General features: G+C 71.4%; 20 protein-coding genes. 9 read left to right on the top strand and 11 right to left on the bottom strand.

Annotation, left to right across the window (positions count from 1 at the left end):
* Window positions 1-4 precede the first annotated feature (4 nt).
* The 3 genes from AC07DO_RS05035 to AC07DO_RS05025 all read left to right on the top strand — a co-directional run bounded on the left by AC07DO_RS05035 (window position 5) and on the right by AC07DO_RS05025 (window position 3,843).
* Complete coding sequence (locus AC07DO_RS05035) at window positions 5-799, top strand: thiazole synthase (RefSeq protein WP_479057122.1); 795 nt, start codon at window positions 5-7, stop codon at window positions 797-799.
* A gap of 102 nt (window positions 800-901) precedes the next feature.
* Entirely contained in the window at window positions 902-2,887 is a 1,986-nt protein-coding gene (gene pknB / locus AC07DO_RS05030; protein ID WP_479057120.1) for a Stk1 family PASTA domain-containing Ser/Thr kinase, read from the top strand.
* 71 nt (window positions 2,888-2,958) lie between these two features.
* The gene (locus AC07DO_RS05025) at window positions 2,959-3,843 is read left to right on the top strand and encodes a deoxyribonuclease IV (protein WP_479057119.1); all 885 of its coding nucleotides are present in this window, start codon (window positions 2,959-2,961) and stop codon (window positions 3,841-3,843) included.
* Between the two features lie 23 nt (window positions 3,844-3,866).
* On the opposite strand, the gene AC07DO_RS05020 is transcribed toward AC07DO_RS05025, so the two are convergent.
* A complete protein-coding gene (locus AC07DO_RS05020) occupies window positions 3,867-4,499 on the bottom strand; it encodes a sulfite oxidase-like oxidoreductase (RefSeq protein ID WP_479057118.1) in 633 nt (210 codons plus the stop codon).
* Between the two features lie 165 nt (window positions 4,500-4,664).
* On the opposite strand from AC07DO_RS05020, the gene bfr reads away from it, so the two are divergent.
* On the top strand, window positions 4,665-5,144 hold the full coding sequence (bfr, locus tag AC07DO_RS05015; protein WP_479057528.1) for a bacterioferritin: 480 nt from the start codon (window positions 4,665-4,667) through the stop codon (window positions 5,142-5,144).
* 15 nt (window positions 5,145-5,159) lie between these two features.
* Here the strand turns inward: bfr and AC07DO_RS05010 are convergent, their stop codons facing one another.
* The 3 genes from AC07DO_RS05010 to AC07DO_RS05000 form a co-directional block, all read right to left on the bottom strand.
* Window positions 5,160-5,399, bottom strand: a complete 240-nt coding sequence (locus AC07DO_RS05010; protein WP_150166871.1) for a (2Fe-2S)-binding protein — start codon at window positions 5,397-5,399, stop codon at window positions 5,160-5,162.
* Between the two features lie 162 nt (window positions 5,400-5,561).
* A complete protein-coding gene (locus AC07DO_RS05005) occupies window positions 5,562-6,914 on the bottom strand; it encodes a class II 3-deoxy-7-phosphoheptulonate synthase (protein WP_479057117.1) in 1,353 nt (450 codons plus the stop codon).
* Window positions 6,915-6,949: 35 nt separating this feature from the next.
* Window positions 6,950-7,870, bottom strand: a complete 921-nt coding sequence (locus tag AC07DO_RS05000; RefSeq protein WP_479057116.1) for an SRPBCC family protein — start codon at window positions 7,868-7,870, stop codon at window positions 6,950-6,952.
* Window positions 7,871-7,924: 54 nt separating this feature from the next.
* On the opposite strand from AC07DO_RS05000, the gene AC07DO_RS04995 reads away from it, so the two are divergent.
* The 3 genes from AC07DO_RS04995 (at window position 7,925) to AC07DO_RS04985 (ending at window position 10,597) form a co-directional block, all read left to right on the top strand.
* Entirely contained in the window at window positions 7,925-8,518 is a 594-nt protein-coding gene (locus tag AC07DO_RS04995) for a TetR/AcrR family transcriptional regulator (RefSeq protein ID WP_479057115.1), read from the top strand.
* 10 nt (window positions 8,519-8,528) lie between these two features.
* Window positions 8,529-8,588, top strand: coding sequence for a trp operon leader peptide (locus tag AC07DO_RS04990; protein ID WP_106977022.1), 60 nt, complete (start codon window positions 8,529-8,531; stop codon window positions 8,586-8,588).
* A 110-nt stretch (window positions 8,589-8,698) separates the two neighbouring features.
* The gene (locus tag AC07DO_RS04985) at window positions 8,699-10,597 is read left to right on the top strand and encodes an anthranilate synthase family protein (RefSeq protein ID WP_479057113.1); all 1,899 of its coding nucleotides are present in this window, start codon (window positions 8,699-8,701) and stop codon (window positions 10,595-10,597) included.
* On the opposite strand, the gene AC07DO_RS04980 is transcribed toward AC07DO_RS04985, so the two are convergent.
* From AC07DO_RS04980 to AC07DO_RS04960, 5 genes are all read right to left on the bottom strand, one after another.
* On the bottom strand, window positions 10,540-11,544 hold the full coding sequence (locus tag AC07DO_RS04980) for a 2-hydroxyacid dehydrogenase (protein ID WP_479057111.1): 1,005 nt from the start codon (window positions 11,542-11,544) through the stop codon (window positions 10,540-10,542). The genes AC07DO_RS04985 and AC07DO_RS04980 overlap by 58 nt on opposite strands.
* A 69-nt stretch (window positions 11,545-11,613) precedes the next feature.
* On the bottom strand, window positions 11,614-12,651 hold the full coding sequence (locus AC07DO_RS04975) for a 6-phosphofructokinase (RefSeq protein WP_479057109.1): 1,038 nt from the start codon (window positions 12,649-12,651) through the stop codon (window positions 11,614-11,616).
* A 135-nt stretch (window positions 12,652-12,786) separates the two neighbouring features.
* Window positions 12,787-13,431: a response regulator gene (locus AC07DO_RS04970; RefSeq protein ID WP_479057527.1), complete on the bottom strand. Its 645-nt coding sequence runs from the start codon at window positions 13,429-13,431 to the stop codon at window positions 12,787-12,789.
* A gap of 83 nt (window positions 13,432-13,514) precedes the next feature.
* Window positions 13,515-14,756 carry a MacS family sensor histidine kinase gene (gene macS, locus AC07DO_RS04965; RefSeq protein WP_479057107.1) on the bottom strand — a complete coding sequence of 414 codons (1,242 nt, stop codon included), beginning with the start codon at window positions 14,754-14,756 and terminating at the stop codon, window positions 13,515-13,517.
* A gap of 49 nt (window positions 14,757-14,805) precedes the next feature.
* The gene (locus AC07DO_RS04960; RefSeq protein ID WP_479057526.1) at window positions 14,806-15,540 is read right to left on the bottom strand and encodes a lysophospholipid acyltransferase family protein; all 735 of its coding nucleotides are present in this window, start codon (window positions 15,538-15,540) and stop codon (window positions 14,806-14,808) included.
* Window positions 15,541-15,672: 132 nt separating this feature from the next.
* Here AC07DO_RS04960 and AC07DO_RS04955 point away from each other — a divergent pair, with 132 nt between their 5' ends.
* Window positions 15,673-16,452: an alpha/beta hydrolase gene (locus tag AC07DO_RS04955; RefSeq protein WP_479057105.1), complete on the top strand. Its 780-nt coding sequence runs from the start codon at window positions 15,673-15,675 to the stop codon at window positions 16,450-16,452.
* Complete coding sequence (locus AC07DO_RS04950; RefSeq protein WP_479057103.1) at window positions 16,445-17,113, top strand: hypothetical protein; 669 nt, start codon at window positions 16,445-16,447, stop codon at window positions 17,111-17,113. Before AC07DO_RS04955 ends, AC07DO_RS04950 begins: the two co-directional genes overlap by 8 nt.
* Before the next feature lie 26 nt (window positions 17,114-17,139).
* Here AC07DO_RS04950 and AC07DO_RS04945 read toward each other — a convergent pair whose 3' ends face one another.
* Together AC07DO_RS04945 and AC07DO_RS04940 are read right to left on the bottom strand one after the other, a co-directional pair.
* A complete protein-coding gene (locus tag AC07DO_RS04945) occupies window positions 17,140-17,898 on the bottom strand; it encodes an endonuclease/exonuclease/phosphatase family protein (RefSeq protein WP_479057101.1) in 759 nt (252 codons plus the stop codon).
* 75 nt (window positions 17,899-17,973) lie between these two features.
* Window positions 17,974-18,927, bottom strand: coding sequence for an ROK family glucokinase (locus tag AC07DO_RS04940; RefSeq protein WP_479057099.1), 954 nt, complete (start codon window positions 18,925-18,927; stop codon window positions 17,974-17,976).
* Window positions 18,928-18,960 lie beyond the last annotated feature (33 nt).

Raw genomic sequence — 18,960 nt, 5'->3', positions numbered from 1 at the left:
CACCATGGCAGACGACCCCTTCGTCATCGGCGGGCTCACTCTCTCCTCACGCCTGATCATGGGCACGGGCGGGGCGCCGAGCCTCGACGTCCTGGAGCGGTCCCTCGTCGCGTCCGGCACCGAGCTGACCACGGTCGCGATGCGCCGCCTCGACCCGGGCGTCCAGGGTTCCGTGCTCTCCGTGCTCGACCGGCTCGGCATCCGCGTCCTGCCCAACACCGCGGGCTGCTTCACGGCGGGCGAGGCCGTCCTCACCGCCCGGCTCGCGCGGGAGGCGCTCGGCACGGATCTGGTGAAGCTGGAGGTGATCGCCGACGAGCGCACCCTGCTGCCCGACCCGGTCGAGCTCCTGGACGCCGCTGAGACGCTGGTGGACGACGGCTTCACGGTGCTGCCGTACACGAACGACGACCCGGTGCTCGCGCGGAGGCTGGAGGACGTGGGCTGCGCGGCGATCATGCCGCTCGGGTCGCCCATCGGCTCCGGTCTCGGCATCCGCAACCCGCACAACTTCCAGCTGATCGTGGAGCACGCGCGCGTGCCGGTGATCCTCGACGCGGGCGCGGGCACGGCGTCCGACGCGGCGATCGCGATGGAGCTGGGGTGCGCGGGCGTGATGCTCGCCTCCGCGGTGACGCGGGCGCAGGAGCCGGTCCTGATGGCCGAGGCCATGCGGTACGGCGTGGAGGCCGGGCGCCTCGCGCACCGGGCCGGACGGATTCCGCGCCGGCACTTCGCCGAGGCGTCCTCCCCCGTGGAGGGCATGGCACGGCTCGATCCGGAGCGGCCCGCGTTCTGAGGTCCTGCTCCCCGGGCGGGCCCTGTTACAGCTCGGCTGCAGTACGGCGGTGAATCCCCCCGGACGAGATGGGCTGTCGGCGGTGGCTCGTAGACTCCCCCCGTGGACACGACCCTTCAGGACCCGCTCGTCGGGCAGCTGCTCGACAGCCGTTACCGCATCGACGGGCGCATCGCGGTCGGCGGGATGGCCACGGTCTACCGGGCCGTGGACACCCGCCTCGACCGTGTGCTCGCGCTCAAGGTGATGCATCCGACGCTGGCGGCGGACGCCTCCTTCGTCGACCGCTTCATCCGCGAGGCCAAGTCGGTGGCGCGCCTCTCCCACCCGAACGTGGTCGGCGTCTTCGACCAGGGCACGGACGGGGCGTACGTCTACCTCGCGATGGAGTACATCGCGGGCTGCACCCTGCGCGACGTGCTGCGCGAGCGCGGGGCGCTGCAGCCGCGGGCCGCGCTCGACATCCTGGAGCCGGTCCTCGCCGCGCTCGGCGCCGCGCACCGCGCGGGCTTCGTGCACCGCGACATGAAGCCGGAGAACGTCCTCATAGGGGACGACGGCCGCGTGAAGGTCGCCGACTTCGGGCTCGTCCGCGCGGTGGACACCGTCACGAACACGACGGGCACGGTCCTCGGCACCGTCTCGTACCTCGCCCCCGAGCAGATCGAGCACGGCACGGCGGACACCCGCGTGGACGTGTACGCGTGCGGGGTGGTGCTCTACGAGATGCTGACCGGCGCCAAGCCGCACTCCGGCGACTCCCCCGCCCAGGTCCTCTACCAGCACCTCAACGAGGACGTCCCGCCCCCGTCGGCGGCCGTCCCCGGGCTCGCGTTCGCACTCGACGAGCTGGTCGCCTCCGCCACGGCGCGTCATCCCGACATCCGGCCGTACGACGCGGTGGCACTGCTCGCCCAGGCGAGGGAGGCGCGGGCCGCCCTGACCGAGGAGCAGCTCGACGCGGTCCCGCCGCAGGCGCACCCGGCGGATCACGACGGCTCCGAGGACCGCACGAGCGTCATCCCGCGCGCGGCACGCGCCGTGCAGCTGCCGCTGCCCGCCGAGGGCGAGCGGAGCGGCGGGGACGGCACGGGCGGCCAGGACGCGCTGAACCGCACCAGCATCCTGGCGACGCAGCCACCGGGGCCGCCCGGCCCACCCCGTCCGCCCGGCGCCGCCCAGCCCGCCCGCAAGCGGTTCGACCCGCGCCGGCGCACCTTCGCGGTCATAGCCGGCGTCCTGCTCGTCCTCGGCATCGGCACCGGCGTCTGGTACATCAACTCGGGCCAGTTCACCGAGGTCCCGCCGCTCCTGGCCAAGACCGAGGCGCAGGCGAAGCAGCGGCTCGACGACGCCGGGCTCGACGTGAAGGACATCAAGCGCACCTACAGCGACACGGACAAGCGCGGCACGGTCATGAAGACCGATCCGGCGTCGGGCGACCGCATCCGGCAGAACGACGGGGTGACGCTGACCATCTCGCTGGGGCCGGAGACCGTGAAGGTCCCGGACCTCAAGAACATCCCGCTGGCCAAGGCGAAGAAGGAGCTCAAGAACTCCGGACTCGAGCCGGGCATGGTCACCAAGAGGTTCGACGAGTCCGTCGACAAGGGCTCCGTGATCAGCACGGACCCGCGGGCCGGCTTCACCCGCAAGGCGGGCTCGGCCGTCGCCCTGGTCGTCTCCAAGGGCCGCCCGGTCGAGGTCCCCGACGTGACCGGCGAGTCCGAGGACGAGGCGAGGGCCGACCTGGAGGACGCCGGGCTGAAGGTGGAGATCGCCCCGTCGCGGGTCAACTCCGACGAGGACAAGGGCGACGTGGCCGCGCAGTCGCCCGCCGCCGAGAAGACGATCGCCGAGGGCGACACGGTCGAGCTGACGATCTCCAAGGGCCCGCCGATGGTCGAGGTCCCCGACGTCACCGGGATGAGCGTCGACGAGGCCAAGGACAAGCTGGAGGCGGCGGGCTTCGAGGTCGACGAGGACCGCGGTCTGCTGGGGATCTTCGGGGACACGGTGAAGAAGCAGTCGGTGGACGGCGGCGACACGGCGCCCAAGAACTCGACGATCACCATCACGATCCGCTGAGCGCCGCGCGCCGGGCCCCGCGCCCGGGACCCCTGACGGGGCACTCCCGGGCGCGTGCCACCCTTGACGGTGTGAGCAGCAACAACTCCCCCAGCACCGTGTCCCGCAATCCGGTGGGCGGTCACGTCCCCGTGGCCGGCGGGCTCGCCTCCGTCGGCCTCTCGTACGCCAGGGACCTCGGCGCCGAGACCGTCCAGGTCTTCGTCGCCAACCCGCGCGGCTGGGCCACCCCGCCCGGCAACCCGAAGCAGGACGAGGAGTTCCGCGCGGCCTGCGCCGCCGAGAACATCCCCGCGTACGTCCACGCGCCGTACCTGATCAACTTCGGCTCGCACACCGAGGCGACCGTCGACAAGTCCGTGGACTCCCTGCGCCACTCGCTGCGCAGGGCGCGCGAGATCGGCGCGCTCGGCGTCGTCGTGCACACCGGGTCGGCGACCGGCGGCCGGGAGCGTACCGTCGCGCTGGAGCAGGTGCGCGAGCGCATGCTGCCGCTCCTCGACGAGCTGACGCACGACGACGACCCGTTCCTGCTCCTGGAGTCGACCGCGGGACAGGGCGCCTCGCTCTGCTCCCGTACGTGGGACTTCGGCCCGTACTTCGAGGCGCTGGACTCGCACCCCAAGCTCGGGATCTGCCTGGACACCTGCCACATCTTCGCGGCGGGCCACGACCTGACGGGCCCGGGCGGCATGAAGCAGACCCTGGACCTCCTCGTCGACACCGTCGGCGAGGGCCGCCTGAAGCTCGTGCACGCCAACGACTCCAAGGACGTCGTCGGCGCCCACAAGGACCGCCACGAGAACATCGGCACCGGCCACATCGGCGAGGAGCCCTTCCGCGAGCTGATGCTCCACCCCGCCACGGAAGGCGTCCCCCTGATCATCGAGACCCCCGGCGGCAAGGAGGGGCACGCGGCGGACGTGGCGCGCCTGAAGGAGCTGAGGGCCGTTTAGCGGCCCGTGATGAGGCGGCGGGACTAGAGCTCGGGGCCGTCCCCGGGCTCCTCCTGGTACGAGTAGCGCTGTTCCAGCCAGGGGTCGCCGAGGTTGTGGTAGCCGCGCTCCTCCCAGAAACCGCGGCGGTCCGCCGTCATGTACTCGACGCCGCGCACCCACTTGGGGCCCTTCCAGGCGTACAGGTGCGGCACCACGAGCCGGAGCGGGAAACCGTGTTCCGCGGTGAGCAGTTCGCCGCCTTTGTGCGTGGCGAGAATCGATCGGTCGGAGGCGAAGTCCGACATCCGCATGTTCGAGCTGAAGCCGTACTCGGCCCAGACCATGACGTGGGTGGCGTTGTCCGCGGGCGGCACGAGTTCAAGGAGCTTGCGGGCCGGGAGTCCGCCCCACTCGGCGCCCAGCATGCTGAACTTCGTCACGCAGTGCAGATCGGCGACAACGGTGTCGTAGGGCAGGGCGGAGAACTCCTCGTGCGACCAGCAGTGCTTCTCGCCGTCCGCCGTGGCCCCGAAAACCCTGAACTCCCAGCGCTCCGGCCGGAACTTCGGGACCGGTCCGTAGTGCGTGACCGGCCAGCCGCGCTGCAACCGCTGACCCGGCGGAAGCTCCGGCTCCGCTGCCTGTCGAGATGCGCGTTCCGCCGGCTGACCCATGACTCCATCCTGACAGACCCGGGACGGTGGACGTGACCAGCCGGAGCCCGGGCAGCACCGATTGGGGCAACTCCTACTAAGCCTGCACTTACTGGACGCCCTCCGAACACCGGTGCAAGGATGCGCGCTACCTGCCCAGTCACTCGTGTGGAAGGAGCCTCTGCGATGCAGGGCGACCCCGAGGTCATTGAATTTCTCAACGAGCAGCTGACCGCCGAACTCACGGCGATCAATCAGTACTTTCTCCACGCCAAGATGCAGGAAAACTTCGGCTGGACGAAGCTCGCGAAGTACACCCGTGCCGAGTCGTTCGACGAGATGAAGCACGCGGAGGTGCTGACCGACCGGATTCTGTTCCTCGACGGTCTGCCCAACTACCAGCGGCTCTTCCACGTGCGCGTGGGCCAGACGGTCACCGAGATGTTCCAGGCCGACCGGCAGGTCGAGGTGGAGGCGATCGACCGCCTCAGGCGCGGGATCGAGGTGATGCGCGCCAAGGGCGACATCACGTCCGCAAATATCTTCGAGTCGATCCTCGAGGACGAGGAGCACCACATCGACTATCTGGACACTCAGCTCGAGCTCGTCGAGAAGCTGGGCGAGGCGCTCTACATCGCGCAGCTCATCGAGCAGCCGGAGAGCTGAACCGACCCCTCAGGGCTAGGCCGCCTCGGGGAGTTCCGCCTCGGGAGCCAGCGCCACAGCCGGTTCTCCCTGGTCCACGAGGTCACGGCGGGGGCAGGCGCCCCGGCCGAGCAGCGCCTGGATGCGGCGTACGCACGAACCACAGTCCGTGCCCGCCTTGCAGGCCGACGCTATCTGGCGGGGGGTGCAGGCACCGTCCGCCGCGTGCTTCTTCACTTGCGCCTCGGTGACCCCGAAGCAGTTGCAGACGTACACGCGGTTTCACCTCCCGGGCAGGACTCATCGGTAGCGCCGTCCCGATTGATCGGTGAGGCTAACCTAACCTTACCCGCGACGTCCTGCCCACAAAAGCCCCGGATACGCCGGTGGGGCGCGGATCACACGGATCCGCGCCCCACGCGCACGTACGGACGAGAACTACTGGTCGCGGTACATCTCCGCCACCAGGAACGCCAGGTCGAGCGACTGGCTGCGGTTGAGCCGCGGGTCGCAGGCCGTCTCGTAGCGCTGGTGCAGGTCGTCGACGAAGATCTCGTCGCCGCCGCCCACGCACTCGGTGACGTCGTCACCGGTGAGCTCGACGTGGATGCCGCCGGGGTGGGTCCCGAGGGCCTTGTGGACCTCGAAGAAGCCCTTCACCTCGTCGAGCACGTCGTCGAAGCGGCGGGTCTTGTGACCCGAGGCGGCCTCGTAGGTGTTGCCGTGCATCGGGTCGGTGATCCAGGCGACGGTCGCGCCGGAGGCGGTGACCTTCTCGACGAGCTCGGGCAGCTTGTCGCGGACCTTGTCGGCGCCCATGCGGACGATGAAGGTCAGCCGACCGGGCTCGCGGTCGGGGTCGAGGCGCTCGATGTACTGCAGCGCCTCCTCGGCCGTCGTGGTCGGGCCGAGCTTGACGCCGACGGGGTTGCGCACCTGGGAGGCGAACTCGATGTGCGCGTGGTCCAGTTGACGGGTGCGCTCACCGATCCAGACCATGTGGCCCGAGGTGTCGTACAGCCGGCCGGTGCGGGAGTCGGTGCGGGTCAGCGCCGATTCGTAGTCGAGGAGCAGCGCCTCGTGCGAGGCGTAGAACTCGACGGTCTTGAACTCCTCCGGGTCGGTGCCGCAGGCCTTCATGAAGTTGAGCGCGTTGTCGATCTCGCGGGCCAGCTGCTCGTACCGCTGGCCGGACGGGGACGACTTCACGAAGTCCTGGTTCCAGGCGTGCACCTGGTGCAGGTCGGCGTAACCGCCGGTGGTGAAGGCGCGCACCAGGTTGAGCGTGGAGGCGGACGCGTTGTACATCCGCTTCAGGCGCTCGGGGTCCGGGATCCGGGCCTCTTCGGTGAAGTCGAATCCGTTGACGGAGTCGCCCCGGTAGGTCGGAAGCGTCACGCCGTCGCGGGTCTCGGTCGGCTTGGAGCGCGGCTTCGAGTACTGCCCCGCGATGCGGCCCACCTTCACGACGGGCACGGACGCCGCGTACGTGAGGACGGCGCCCATCTGGAGCAGCGTCTTCAGCTTGTTCCGGATGTGATCGGCGGACACGGCGTCGAAGGCCTCGGCGCAGTCGCCGCCCTGGAGGAGGAACGCCTCTCCCTTGGCGACAGAGGCCAGTCGGGCACGCAGCTGGTCGCACTCGCCCGCGAAGACGAGCGGCGGATACGACTCGAGGTCCGCGATCACTTCGCGCAGAGCCTCGGCATCGGGGTACTCGGGCTGCTGCGCCGCGGGCAGGTTTCGCCAGGTGTTGCCACCGACAGCGGTGGTCTTAGCGTTCACGGTCACCTCGTCAACACTACGTGGTGACGCGCCCCGTCCATTCACCCGCTCACGAAGTGAGACGGAGCAGACACAGCGGAGTGACCGGCTCGTGTCGCCCGCTCGGCGGCGGCCGGTGCCGCGAGGGCGAGCCTTCGGTGCACGCGGCGGAGCATCGTGCGGGCCATGAAGGGGTGCACCCGCTTCACAACGCCCCAGTAGAGCCGGGAGCGCACGGTGTCCGCGCGGACGGCGGTGCTGAGGGTGACGTGCCGCTCGTCCACCAGGATCGAGGCGCGCGCCGTGAGACCTGCCGTGTTCACGTCCATCAGCAGTTCGCCGCCCTCGCGGGCGACGACGGGGAAGGCGTCGCGCAGGACACCGGTCCACGCGGCGGGGTCGCGCGGCAGGCCGGGGCGCAGCTCCATGCGGTACGCGTCCCGGTAGCCGGGCCGTTCCACGGAAGCCCGGAGCAGGCGGGCCTCCCCGGGCACCTCCACCGTCTCGGGCCTGGGCCACCAGAGCCGGTTGAGCAGCCGGAGCCGGGGTGACCAGTGGACGGGGTCGGCGCAGCCGCCCGCCGCCGCTCGCTCGATGTTGTCGAAGAGCTCTTCGAGCATCGTGTCGTGCACGGGCCGCACGGCCGTGGGCCACAGCAGGCGGTCCACGCCGGACTGCCGCATCTCCAGGACGTGCCGCACGAGGCAGCGCCCGTCGCCGCGCGACTCGACCGTCATCTCGTGGAAGCCGTCGCCGGGCGGGGTGAAGGCGAAGCGGACGCGGTGGCCCGGTTCGTACTCCGCCACCGAGTACCGGATCGGGCCGTGACCGCCCGTCGCGCCCACGCCCAGCGGGCGGTCGAAGGTCATCGGCGCCCAGGCCGGGACGGGGAAGACCGGGTCGTCCTCGGCGGACAGGCGGTCGAGCAGGGCTCCGACCACCTCCGCCGGAGCTCCGACGACCCGCTCGTGTTCGTTGCGCACGATTCCCACGACACACCTCCATACGCTGGCGTATGGTCGACCGTACGGTAGCGTATGGACATGGCGCAACGGCAGCAGCAGAAGTCCCCGGCGAAGCCCCGGCTGACCGCCGACGACTGGGCGGACGCCGCCCTGACGGCGATCGGCGAGGGCGGTCTCGCGGCCGTCGCCGTGGAGCCGCTCGCCGTCCGCCTCCGCACCACCAAGGGCAGCTTCTACTGGCACTTCGCGAACCGCGACGCGCTCGTCGAGGCCGCCCTCGACCGCTGGGCCGAACTCCACACCGAGGGGATGATCAGCCATGTGGAGGCCGAGCCCGACCCCCGCGAGCGGATCCGGCTGCTCTTCGCCGAGGCGATCACCGCCGCCGCATCCGGCCCTCTCGAGGTGTCCCTGCTGGCGACCGCCGGGCATCCGCAGGTCGCCGCGGCCCTGCGGAAGGTCACCGAGCGCCGGGTGGCGTACGTGGCCGGGCTCTTCGCCGACCTCGGCTTCCCCGCCGCGGAGGCGCGCCGGCGCGGTCTCCTCGCGTACAGCGTCTATCTGGGCCACACCCAGCTCGGCCACGCGGTGCCCTCGGTCGTGCCGTCCGACGCGGAGCTCGGCGCGTACCTCGACGAGAGCCTCGATCTCCTGATGATGCGCTAGGGTGCGGGACATGCACGCGCAGACGACGACTCGTAACTGGTGGTGGCCCGCTCATCCGGCGGCCCACTGACTCTGCGCGCACACAGACTCGCGAAGGCCGCCCGAGGGGCGGCCTTCAGTGTTCTCCGGACTTCGCCGGGGCCCGGGCCGTTCCTCTCCGAGTGAGAAGGAACCAGCCCCATGCACCCCACGTACCTCACCGACCTCCTGTCCGACGATCGCCCCTTCGCCCTGCTGCGCCGCCGCACCCCGGGCCGCGACCACGACACGGTCGAGGTCCTGACCGGCCCGACGGGTACGTACGAACGCCTCGCGGACATCCCCGAGGGCCTCGCCCTCGTGCCTTTCCGGCAGATCAGGGAGCGCGGTTTCGACGTCCGTGACGACGGCACACCGCTGACGGTCCTGACGCCCGACGAGCGGTACGAGGTGCCGCTCGCCGATGCCCTCGCGGCGCTGCCCGCGCACGACGTACGGGTCGAGGGCGGGGCCTTCGACGTGGACGACGCGGCGTACGCGGACATCGTGGGGCGGGTCCTGCGCGAGGAGATCGGGCGGGGCGAAGGGGCCAACTTCGTCATCCGGCGGACGTACGAGGGTGAGATCCCGGGCTTTGCACGTGCGGACGCCCTCGCGCTCTTCCGGCGGCTGCTCGTCGGCGAGCGGGGTGCGTACTGGACGTACGTCGTGCACACCGGGGACCGGACGCTGGTCGGGGCCAGCCCCGAGGTGCACGTGCGGATGTCCGGCGGGACCGTCGTCATGAACCCGATCAGCGGCACCTACCGCTACCCCGCCGACGGCCCCACCGCCGACGACCTGCTGGCCTTCCTCTCCGACGGCAAGGAGATCGAGGAGCTCTCGATGGTCGTCGACGAGGAGCTCAAAATGATGTGCACGGTCGGCGACATGGGCGGTGTGGTGGTCGGGCCGCGCCTCAAGGAGATGGCCCACCTCGCGCACACGGAGTACGAGCTGCGGGGCAAGTCGTCGCTCGACGTGCGGGAGGTCCTGAAGGAGACGATGTTCGCGGCGACCGTCACCGGGTCGCCCGTGCAGAACGCCTGCCGGGTCATCGAACGGCACGAAGCGGGGGGACGCGGCTACTACGCGGGCGCCCTCGCGCTCATCGGCCGGGACGCGGGCGGCGCGCAGACACTGGACTCCCCCATCCTCATCCGCACCGCCGACATCTCGGCGGCGGGGCGGCTGCGAGTGCCGGTGGGCGCCACGCTGGTACGCGGCTCCGACCCGATGAGCGAGGTCGCCGAGACGCACGCGAAGGCCGCGGGCGTCCTCGCCGCGCTCGGCGTACGCCCCGGGCGCCCCCGCGAGGAGGACGCGCGGCCCGCCCTCGCCGACGATCCCCGGGTGCGGGCGGCGCTCGACGGGCGGCGCGCGGCGCTCGCGCCGTTCTGGCTGCGGATGCAGGAGCGCGCGGACGACCTGGCCGGGCACGCGCTCGTCGTCGACGCCGAGGACACGTTCACGGCGATGCTCGCGCACGTCCTGCGCTCCTGCGGGCTGCGGGTGTCGGTGCGGCGGTACGCCGAGGAGGGGCTGCGGGAGGCCGTGCTCGCGCATGAGGGGCCCGTGGTGCTCGGCCCGGGTCCGGGCGATCCGTCCGACCCGGCCGACCCGAAGATGCGTTTCCTGCGCTCGCTGGCGGCGGAGGTGCTCCGCACGCACCGGCACGGCGTGCTCGGCGTCTGCCTCGGGCACGAACTGATCGCGGCCGAGCTGGGTCTGGAGATCGTACGGAAGGAGGTGCCGTACCAGGGCGCGCAGACGGGCATCGACCTGTTCGGGCGTACCGAGACCGTCGGCTTCTACAACAGCTTCGTGGCGCGCTGCGACGACGAGGCGGCGGTGGAGCTCGCCGCGCACGGCATCGAGGTCAGCAGGGACGCGGCGACCGGCGAGGTGCACGCGGTGCGCGGGGAGTCCTTCGCGGGTGTGCAGTTCCACCCGGAGTCGGTGCTGACGCTGCGCGGGGCCGGCATCGTGCGGGAACTGCTCGGTCAGCTCCTGTCCGGGGCCGGGACGAGGACGTTGTCGGAGCGGCGGCCCGCCAGGTAGTCCAGGACGTTGCGCACCGTGGTGTCGATGATCTGGCCGACGGCGTCCGCGGTGTAGTACGCCTGGTGGGACGTGACCACGACATTCGGGAACGTGACGAGGCGGGCCAGGGTGTCGTCGGCGACGACCTCCAGGGACTTGTCGAGGAAGAAGAGGCCCGCCTCCGCCTCGTACACGTCCAGGCCCACCCCCGTGAAGCGTCCCGCGCGCAACTCGCCGACCAGGGCCTCGGTGTCGATCAGGCCGCCGCGGCTGGAGTTCACCAGGATCGCGTCGTCCTTCATCGTCCGCAGCGCCTCGGCGCCGATGAGGTGCTGCGTGGACGGGAGCAGCGGCACGTGCAGGCTGACGAGGTCGGCCTCGGCGAGGAGTTCGGCCTTGTCCACGTACTTCATGCCGAGTGCGACGCAGGCGGGGTTCTCGGTGACGTCCCAGCCGAGCAGGCGCATGCCGAAGCCGTGCGCGATCCGGGTGAACGCCTCGCCGATCTTGCCGGTGCCGAGCACGCCGACCGTGCGGCCCCGCAGGTCGCGGCCCATCAGGCCGTCGAGGCGGAAGTCGAAGTCGCGGGTGCGGTTGCTGGCGCGGACGATGCGGCGGTTGACGGCCATCGCGAGGGTCCAGGCGAACTCGGCCACCGAGTAGGGCGAGTAGGACGAGACGCGGGCGACGGTCAGACCGAGGCGCTCGGCGACCAGCAGGTCGATGTTGTTGAATCCGGTGGACCGCTGGGCGATCATCTGCGTCCCGCCGGCGGCGAGGGTCTGCAGGACGCGGTTGTTCAGCGTGGCGTTGACGCTGGAGGAGACGATCTCGTAGCCCGCGGCGATGGGGGCGGTGTCCTCGTTGAGGAAGACGTCGAGGCAGCGGACGTCGTGGTGTCCCTGGAAGGCCTTCTCGATCAGCGGCTTCTCGTCGGACTGCACGCCGAACGCCAGGATCTCCATGGCCGCCAGTCTAGGGAGCGCCTGCCGGGACGGCACCCGGAGCGGGGGCCGTCCCGGCAGTGCCCGGGCTCAGCCGAAGAACACCCCGACCTCTTCGTACAGCGCCGGGTCCACCGTCTTCAGGCGGGCCGTGGCCTCGGCGATCGGTACGCGGACGATGTCCGTGCCCCTGAGGGCGACCATCTTCCCGAAGTCCCCGTCCCGCACGGCCTCGATCGCGTGCAGCCCGAACCGCGTGGCGAGCCAGCGGTCGAAGGCGCTCGGGGTGCCGCCGCGCTGCACGTGCCCCAGGACGGTGGTGCGCGCCTCCTTGCCGGTGCGCCCCTCGATCTCCTTGGCCAGCCACTCGCCGACGCCGGAGAGCCTGACGTGCCCGAAGGAGTCCTGCGTGCCGTCCTTGAGGACCATCTCGCCGTCCTTGGGCATCGCGCCTTCGGCGACGACGACGATGGGCGCGTACGACGCCTTGAAGCGCGAGGTCACCCAGGCACAGACCTGGTCGACGTCGAAGCGCTGCTCCGGGATGAGGATGACGTTCGCGCCGCCCGCGAGACCGGAGTGCAGGGCGATCCAGCCCGCGTGGCGGCCCATGACCTCGACGACCAGGACGCGCATGTGCGACTCGGCGGTGGTGTGCAGGCGGTCGATCGCCTCGGTGGCGATGCCGACGGCGGTGTCGAAGCCGAAGGTGTAGTCGGTGGCGGAGAGGTCGTTGTCGATGGTCTTCGGGACGCCGACGACCGGAACGCCGTACTCGTCGGTGAGCCGCGCGGCGACGCCGAGGGTGTCCTCGCCGCCGATCGCGATGAGGGAGTCCACCTCGTACTTGGCGAGGTTCTCCTTGATGCGGCGCACCCCGTTCTCCGCCTTGAACGGGTTGGTGCGCGACGAGCCGAGGATGGTGCCGCCGCGCGGCAGGATGCCGCGGACCGCGGGGATGTCGAGCGGGACGGTGTCGCCCTCCAGCGGACCGCGCCAGCCGTCCCGGAAGCCGACGAAGTCGTAGTCGTACTCCTGCACGCCCTTGCGGACGACGCCGCGGATCACCGCGTTGAGCCCGGGGCAGTCGCCGCCACCGGTCAGCACGCCGATTTTCTTGACCCCCATAGGAGCAGTCCCTTCGCCTCAGTGACCTGATGCGAGTCACGCTAATGGTGATCCAGGTCACTGCGGCACGGTGCGCACGGCCAATTCCCTTGCTGTACAGGGGAGTTGATCTTGCACGTTCACTCGTACGAGGGGTCAGGCGCCGTCGATGCCTCGCTCTATCGCGTACCGCACGAGCTCCACCCTGTTGTGCAGCTGGAGCTTGCCCAGGGTGTTCTGGACGTGGTTCTGCACGGTGCGGTGCGAGATGACCAGGCGCTCGGCGATCTGCTTGTAGCTGAGGCCCTTGGCGACCAGGCGCAGGACCTCCGTCTCGCGGTCGGTGAGCTGCGGGGCCTTCGGGTCCTCCGGGGTGCCGGCCGCGGGCTCGGTGGCCAGGCGGCGGTACTCGCCGAGGACCAGGCCCGCGAGGCCGGGCGTGAAGACCGCGTCGCCGACGGCCGTACGGCGCACCGCGTCGATCAGCTCCTCGGTGGACGCCGACTTCAGCAGGTAGCCGGTCGCGCCGGACTTGACCGCTTCCAGGACGTCGGCGTGCTCACCGCTCGCCGAGAGGACCAGGACGCGCAGCGCCGGGTTGGCGCCGACGAGCTCCTTGCACACCTGCACGCCCGGCTTCAGCGGCAGGTTCAGGTCGAGGACCAGGACGTCGGGGGCGACGGCCTGCGCGCGGCGCACCGCCTGCTCGCCGTCGCCCGCCGTGGCGACCACGTCGAGACCGGCTTCCGCCAAATCACGGGCCACGGCGTCGCGCCACATGGGGTGGTCGTCGACGACCATGACCTTGATCGGGTCCGCCGCCCGCCCGTCCCCGCCGGGCCCCGTGGCCCCGGTGGCCGGTTCCTGTCGCCGCTGCTGCTCGCTCATCTCGCCTTTCCCGCCTTCCCCCGTGTGTCCCGCGCCTGTTCGCGCGGCACTTTCAGTTCCACTTCCGTGCCCTGGCCCGGTACCGAGATCAGCTCGGCCGTGCCCCCGATGTCCCGCAGCCGCCCCCGGATCGACAGGGCCACACCGAGGCGGCCCTCCCCCTCCGCCTCCACGAGCCGCCCCTCCGGGATGCCGGGACCGTCGTCCCTGACCGTCACGATCACCTCGTCGGGCTCGTCCTCGACCAGGATCCACGCGCGGGCCTCCGCGCCGGCGTGCCTGCGGACATTGTCCAGGGCGGCGCCGACAGCGGCCGCGAGCTCCCTCGCGGCCCCCGGCGCGAGGAGCACCGGTGCCCCGGGCTCGGAGAGCGTGACCTTCGAGCCCGCGTGCCCGGCGAGCAGCGAGCGCAGGTCGCGGGGTGCCGCGTCGTCCGGCTCGTCGTCCGGCACCTCGACCGCGCGGACGACGGCGCCCTGCGCGATGTCCTCCGACACGTGCGAGGCGGGCACCATGCCCCCGGCGACCAGGGTGCGCAGGGCGACCTCCTGCTCACCGGCGAGCCGGCCGAGCTCCGCGGCCTCGCCGCCGATGGCGGTGCCGCGCCGCTGCACCATGGCGAGGACCTGGAGGACGCTGTCGTGGATGTCGCGGGCGAGGCGCTCGCGCTCGCGGGTGGCGGCCTCTATCTCCAGGGCGCGGGCGAGGGTGCGCTCGGAGGCGCGGGCCAGCTCCACGACGTAGCCGATGGCGATGGAGGCGATGCAGACCAGCAGGACGTTGTGCAGGGTGTCGCGGCTGAACGCGCCGCGCTGCACCACGTTGGCGACGCCCACCAGCAGGGACGCCGATGCCGCCCAGCGCCAGCCGCCCTTGATGGCGAACGCGAGCACGGAGCCCGCGGTCCATATGGAGGGCAGCGTCGGGACGCCGTCGACGATGCGCTGGTGCGAGTCGGCGAGCGGCGTCAGGAGGATGCCGACGAGCGCGACGGTCAGGTCGGCGACCAGGAACCGCCGGGTGCAGCTCGCCGCGTTCGCGACGCGGGGCAGGGTGGCCAGGGTCCAGGGGACGAGCACCGCGTAGTAGGCGACGGCCAGCCAGGGGCGGTCGAGTTCCTCGTGCGCCGCCACGAAGAGCCCGATCGCGTACAGCATCGTCAGGACGCGGTAGGCGGTGAGCGCGCGCCACAGCGGCTGCTCGACCGACATCCTCATGACTTTTTCGCGCTTGGCCATGCCGTGTCCCCCGCCGCCCGCCCGTGTGCCCACCCCTGAACGGACGCGGCTAGGAGCCGGACCGTTCCTTGTCGGCCTTGTCCGCCGTCTTGGCCGCCTTCGCCGCCTCGCTGATCTCTCGCTTCGCGGCCGTCGCGTACATGTCGACGTACTCCTGGCCGGAGAGCTTCATGATCTCGTACATGACCTCGTCGGTCAGCGCGCGCAGCACGAAGCGGTCCTGCTCCATGCCCTGGTAGCGCGTGAAGTCGAGAGGCTTGCCGATGCGGATGCCGGGACGCATCAGCTTGGGCATGACCTTGCCCGGCGGCTGGATCTTCTCGGTGTCGATCATCGCGACGGGGAGCACGGGCGCGCCGGTGGCGAGCGCCACGCGCGCGAGGCCACCCGGCTTGCCCCGGTAGAGGCGCCCGTCGGGCGAACGCGTGCCCTCGGGGTAGATGCCGAAGAGCTCGCCGCGCTCCAGGACCTCGATGCCGCTCTTGATGGCCGCCTCGCCCGCGCCGCGCCCGCCGGAGCGGTCCACCGGCAGCTGGCCCACGCCCTTGAAGAAGGCCGCGGTGAGCTTGCCCTTCACACCGGGCGAGGTGAAGTACTCCGCCTTGGCGATGAAGGTGACCTTGCGGTCGAGGACCGCGGGGAGGAAGAAGGAGTCCGAGAACGAGAGGTGGTTGCTCGCCAGAATCGCGGGGCCCTCGGCGGGGACGTTCTCAAGGCCCTCCACCCAGGGCCTGAAGCCGAGCTTCAGCGGCCCTCCGATGGCAACCTTCATTGCGCCGTAGATCAAACCGAGTGCCTCCTGTGTCTGTGGATCAGACCTTAACCCGGGGTACGGCCAATGGGCCCGACGACCCTGGTCGGTGTCAGTCCGGTCGCGTACGGTGAAGTACTCCCACCTCTCACGAAGGAGACCGAAGTGCCGGTCCTCCCCGGAGCCGAGCCGTACCGCCACGAAGGCGGCGAGGTCGGCGTCCTCCTCTGCCACGGCTTCACCGGATCCCCGCAGTCGCTGCGCCCCTGGGCCGAGTACCTCGCGGAGCGCGGCCTCACCGTCTCGCTGCCGCTCCTGCCCGGCCACGGCACACGCTGGGAGGACATGCAGGTCACGGGCTGGCAGGACTGGTACGCCGAGGTGGAGCGCGAGCTGCGGTCGCTCCTCGAGCGGTGCGAGCGGGTCTTCGTCTTCGGGCTCTCCATGGGCGGGGCGCTCGCGCTGCGCCTGGCGGCGAAGCACGGTGACGCGGTCGCCGGCCTCGTCCTCGTCAACCCGGGGAACAAGGTGCACGGCCTCGCCGCGCACGCGCTGCCCGTCGCCCGTCACCTCGTGCCGAGCACGAAGGGCATCGTCAGCGACATCGCGAAGCCCGGCTCCGAAGAGATCGGGTACCACCGCATCCCGCTGCACGCCGCGCACTCCCTGCGCCGCTTCTTCCGCTTGGTCGACGCCGAACTGCCGCAGGTGACCCAGCCGCTCGTGGTGCTGCACAGCCCGCGCGACCACGTGGTGCCGCCCGCCGACTCGGCCCGCATCCTCAGCCGCGTCTCCTCCACCGATGTCACGGAGATCCTGCTGGAACAGAGCTACCACGTCGCGACGTTGGACCACGATGCGGACCGGATCTTCGAGGAGAGTCACGCGTTCATCGGCCGGCTCGCCCCCAGCGTCGGTAAGGAAGGGACGGCCACCGGTGGCTGAGCACGAGGCGGACCGCGAGGACAGCCGCGAGCCCGAGAAGAGCAAGGTGCCCGCGGACGGTACCCCTGTGGACGGGACGCCCGCGGACGGCGTGCCCCTGGACGAGGACGCCGCCTGGCGGGCGATCGTCGCGGGGTACGGCGAGGAGCCCGCGGACCCGCCGGGCGCCAAGCCCTTCAAGTCCATCGAGGACCTGGCGCTCCTGGAGACGGAGACGAACGGCCCCTCGGACGGCCCGGACGGGACGGCGGACGGCAAGTCCGGCATCGACAAGTCCGGTCCCGGCAGGGCAGGAACCGACAAGCCGCTCGGCAGCTCCGTCTCCTTCGCGCCCGGCGTCGGCTCCGGCAGCGGCGGCCCGCGTGACTACACCACGCCGGAGCCCTCCGAGAAGGACTTCGACGCGGACGACGAGGGGCACTTCGTGCCGCCCGAGCCGCCGCCGCTGCCCGAGGCCGACGTCACGGCCAAGTTCGCCTGGCTCGCCGTGCTCGGCGGCCCGCTGCTCATCCTGCTGGCCGTGCTGCTGGGCTGGCAGATGACGTGGTGGCTGACCACGCTCGGCATCGGCGGCTTCCTCGGTGGTTTCGCCACGCTGGTGGTGCGGATGAACAGCGGGGACGACGAGGAGGACGACCCGGGACGCGGCGCGGTCGTCTGACTCACCCGAGTCGCACCCACAGTGGCCTAGGACATCGCCGCGGGGACTCTGAGGGCGGCCAGGACCGGCAGGTGGTCCGTGGCCGCCCTCAGGTCGTCCGGGCTCACCCCTGGCAGGTCCAACGGCACACCGCAGCCGAGGACTTCGATGCCGGAGGTCGCGAAGAGAGCGTCGATGCGCTGGTGCGGGTCGGCCGGCGTGGAGGTGTTCTCGCCGCCCCAGGGCCTGGCCGTCCAGCAGTCCTGGAGTCCGGCGGCGAGCCTGCGGAACGTCCGGCCGTCGGGCCGCTCGTTGAGGTCACCGCCCGCGACCGCGTGCTCCACACCCATGCCCGCGAGCCGGTCGAGCAGCATCCCGCCCTGGTCGTAGCGTTCGTCGGTCTGCAGGCTCAGGTGGCAGCTCAGGACGCCGAGCCTGGCGCCGCCGAAGCGGACGACGGCGGTCGCGAAGCCGCGCCGGTGCAGGCCGGGGGTGAGCGGCAGCAGCACGTCCTCGGTGCGCTCGACCGTGGCGCGCAGCGAGCAGAGCAGCGCGGGCCCCGCCGCGGAGCCGCCGCCGGAGAGGATCACCAGGTCGGCGGCGCGCGCGAGGCGGGCCAGCTTCTTGCGCCAGCGGAAGAACCGCGGGGCCTCCTGGATCAGGACGAGATCGGGGGCGCAGGCGGAGATGATCCGGGCGAGCGCCGCGGTGTCGTCGCGCATCGAACGGATGTTGTAGCCGAGCACCCGGATGACGGCCGAACCGTCGGGTTCGGTGCGGGAGTTGGGGAGCGGTTCGCTGACCATGGCGATCAAGATACGACAGCGCCCGCCGCTCCCCGAAGGGACGCGACGGGCGCCGGTGCACCTGCCGTACCGGTGTCACATGACCGGATCCGGCTCCCGCGCCAGGTCCGCCGCGCCGACCATGCCCGCCTTGTTGCCCAGCTGGGCGGCGATGACCTGGGCCTCGGGGCGCCAGGCCGCGCCGACGAGCCAGCGCTTGAAGGACTTGCGGATCGGGTCGAGGACCAGCTCGCCCTCGTCCGAGAGGCCGCCGCCGACGATGAACGCGGACGGGTCGAAGAGCGACGCCAGGTCGGCGAGGCCCGCGCCCGCCCAGCGGGCCAGCTCGCGGTAGGAGTCGATGGCGACGGCGTCGCCCTGCCGCGCGGCCATCGAGATGTGCTTGCCCTCGATGCCCTCGGGGGTGCCGTCACCCAGCGAGAGCAGGTACTCGGCGTTCTCTGGGGTGGCGTTGGCGCGCTGCTTCGCGTACCGCACGAGGGCGCGGCCGGACGCGTACTGCTCCCAGCAGCCCTGGCTGCCGCAGCCGCAGAGCAGGCCGTCCGGCACCATCCGGATGTGGCCAAACTCGGCGGCGACGCCGAAGTGGCCGCGGCGCAGCTTGTTGCCGATGATGATGCCGCCGCCGAGGCCCGTGCCGAGCGTGATGCAGATGACGTTGCGGTGGCCCTTGCCGCCGCCGAAGCGGTACTCGCCCCAGGCCGCCGCGTTCGCGTCGTTCTCCACGACCACGGGCAGGCCGACGCGCTTCTCGACCTCTTCCTTGAGCGGTTCCTGGCGCCAGTCGATGTTCGGCGCGAAGTAGACCGTGGAGCGCTGCCGGTTGACGTATCCGGCGGCGCCGATGCCGACGCCGACGATGTCGTGCCCGGCCCGTGCGCCCGCCACGGCGGAGGCGATCGCGTCGACGATGGCCTCGGAAGTACCAGGGGTCGGCACCTTGAAGGTCGAGAGGATGTTGCCGTCCTCGTCGACCACTCCGGCCGCGATCTTGGTGCCGCCGATGTCGACGCCGATGGTGAGTCCCATGAATCCCTCAGTTCGATCGAGCCCCGCTACGGC

The organism is Streptomyces sp. NPDC045678 (assembly GCF_056432085.1).
The sequence above is the reverse complement of the archived record's forward strand: the minus strand, read 5'-3'. Positions and strand labels throughout refer to the sequence as shown.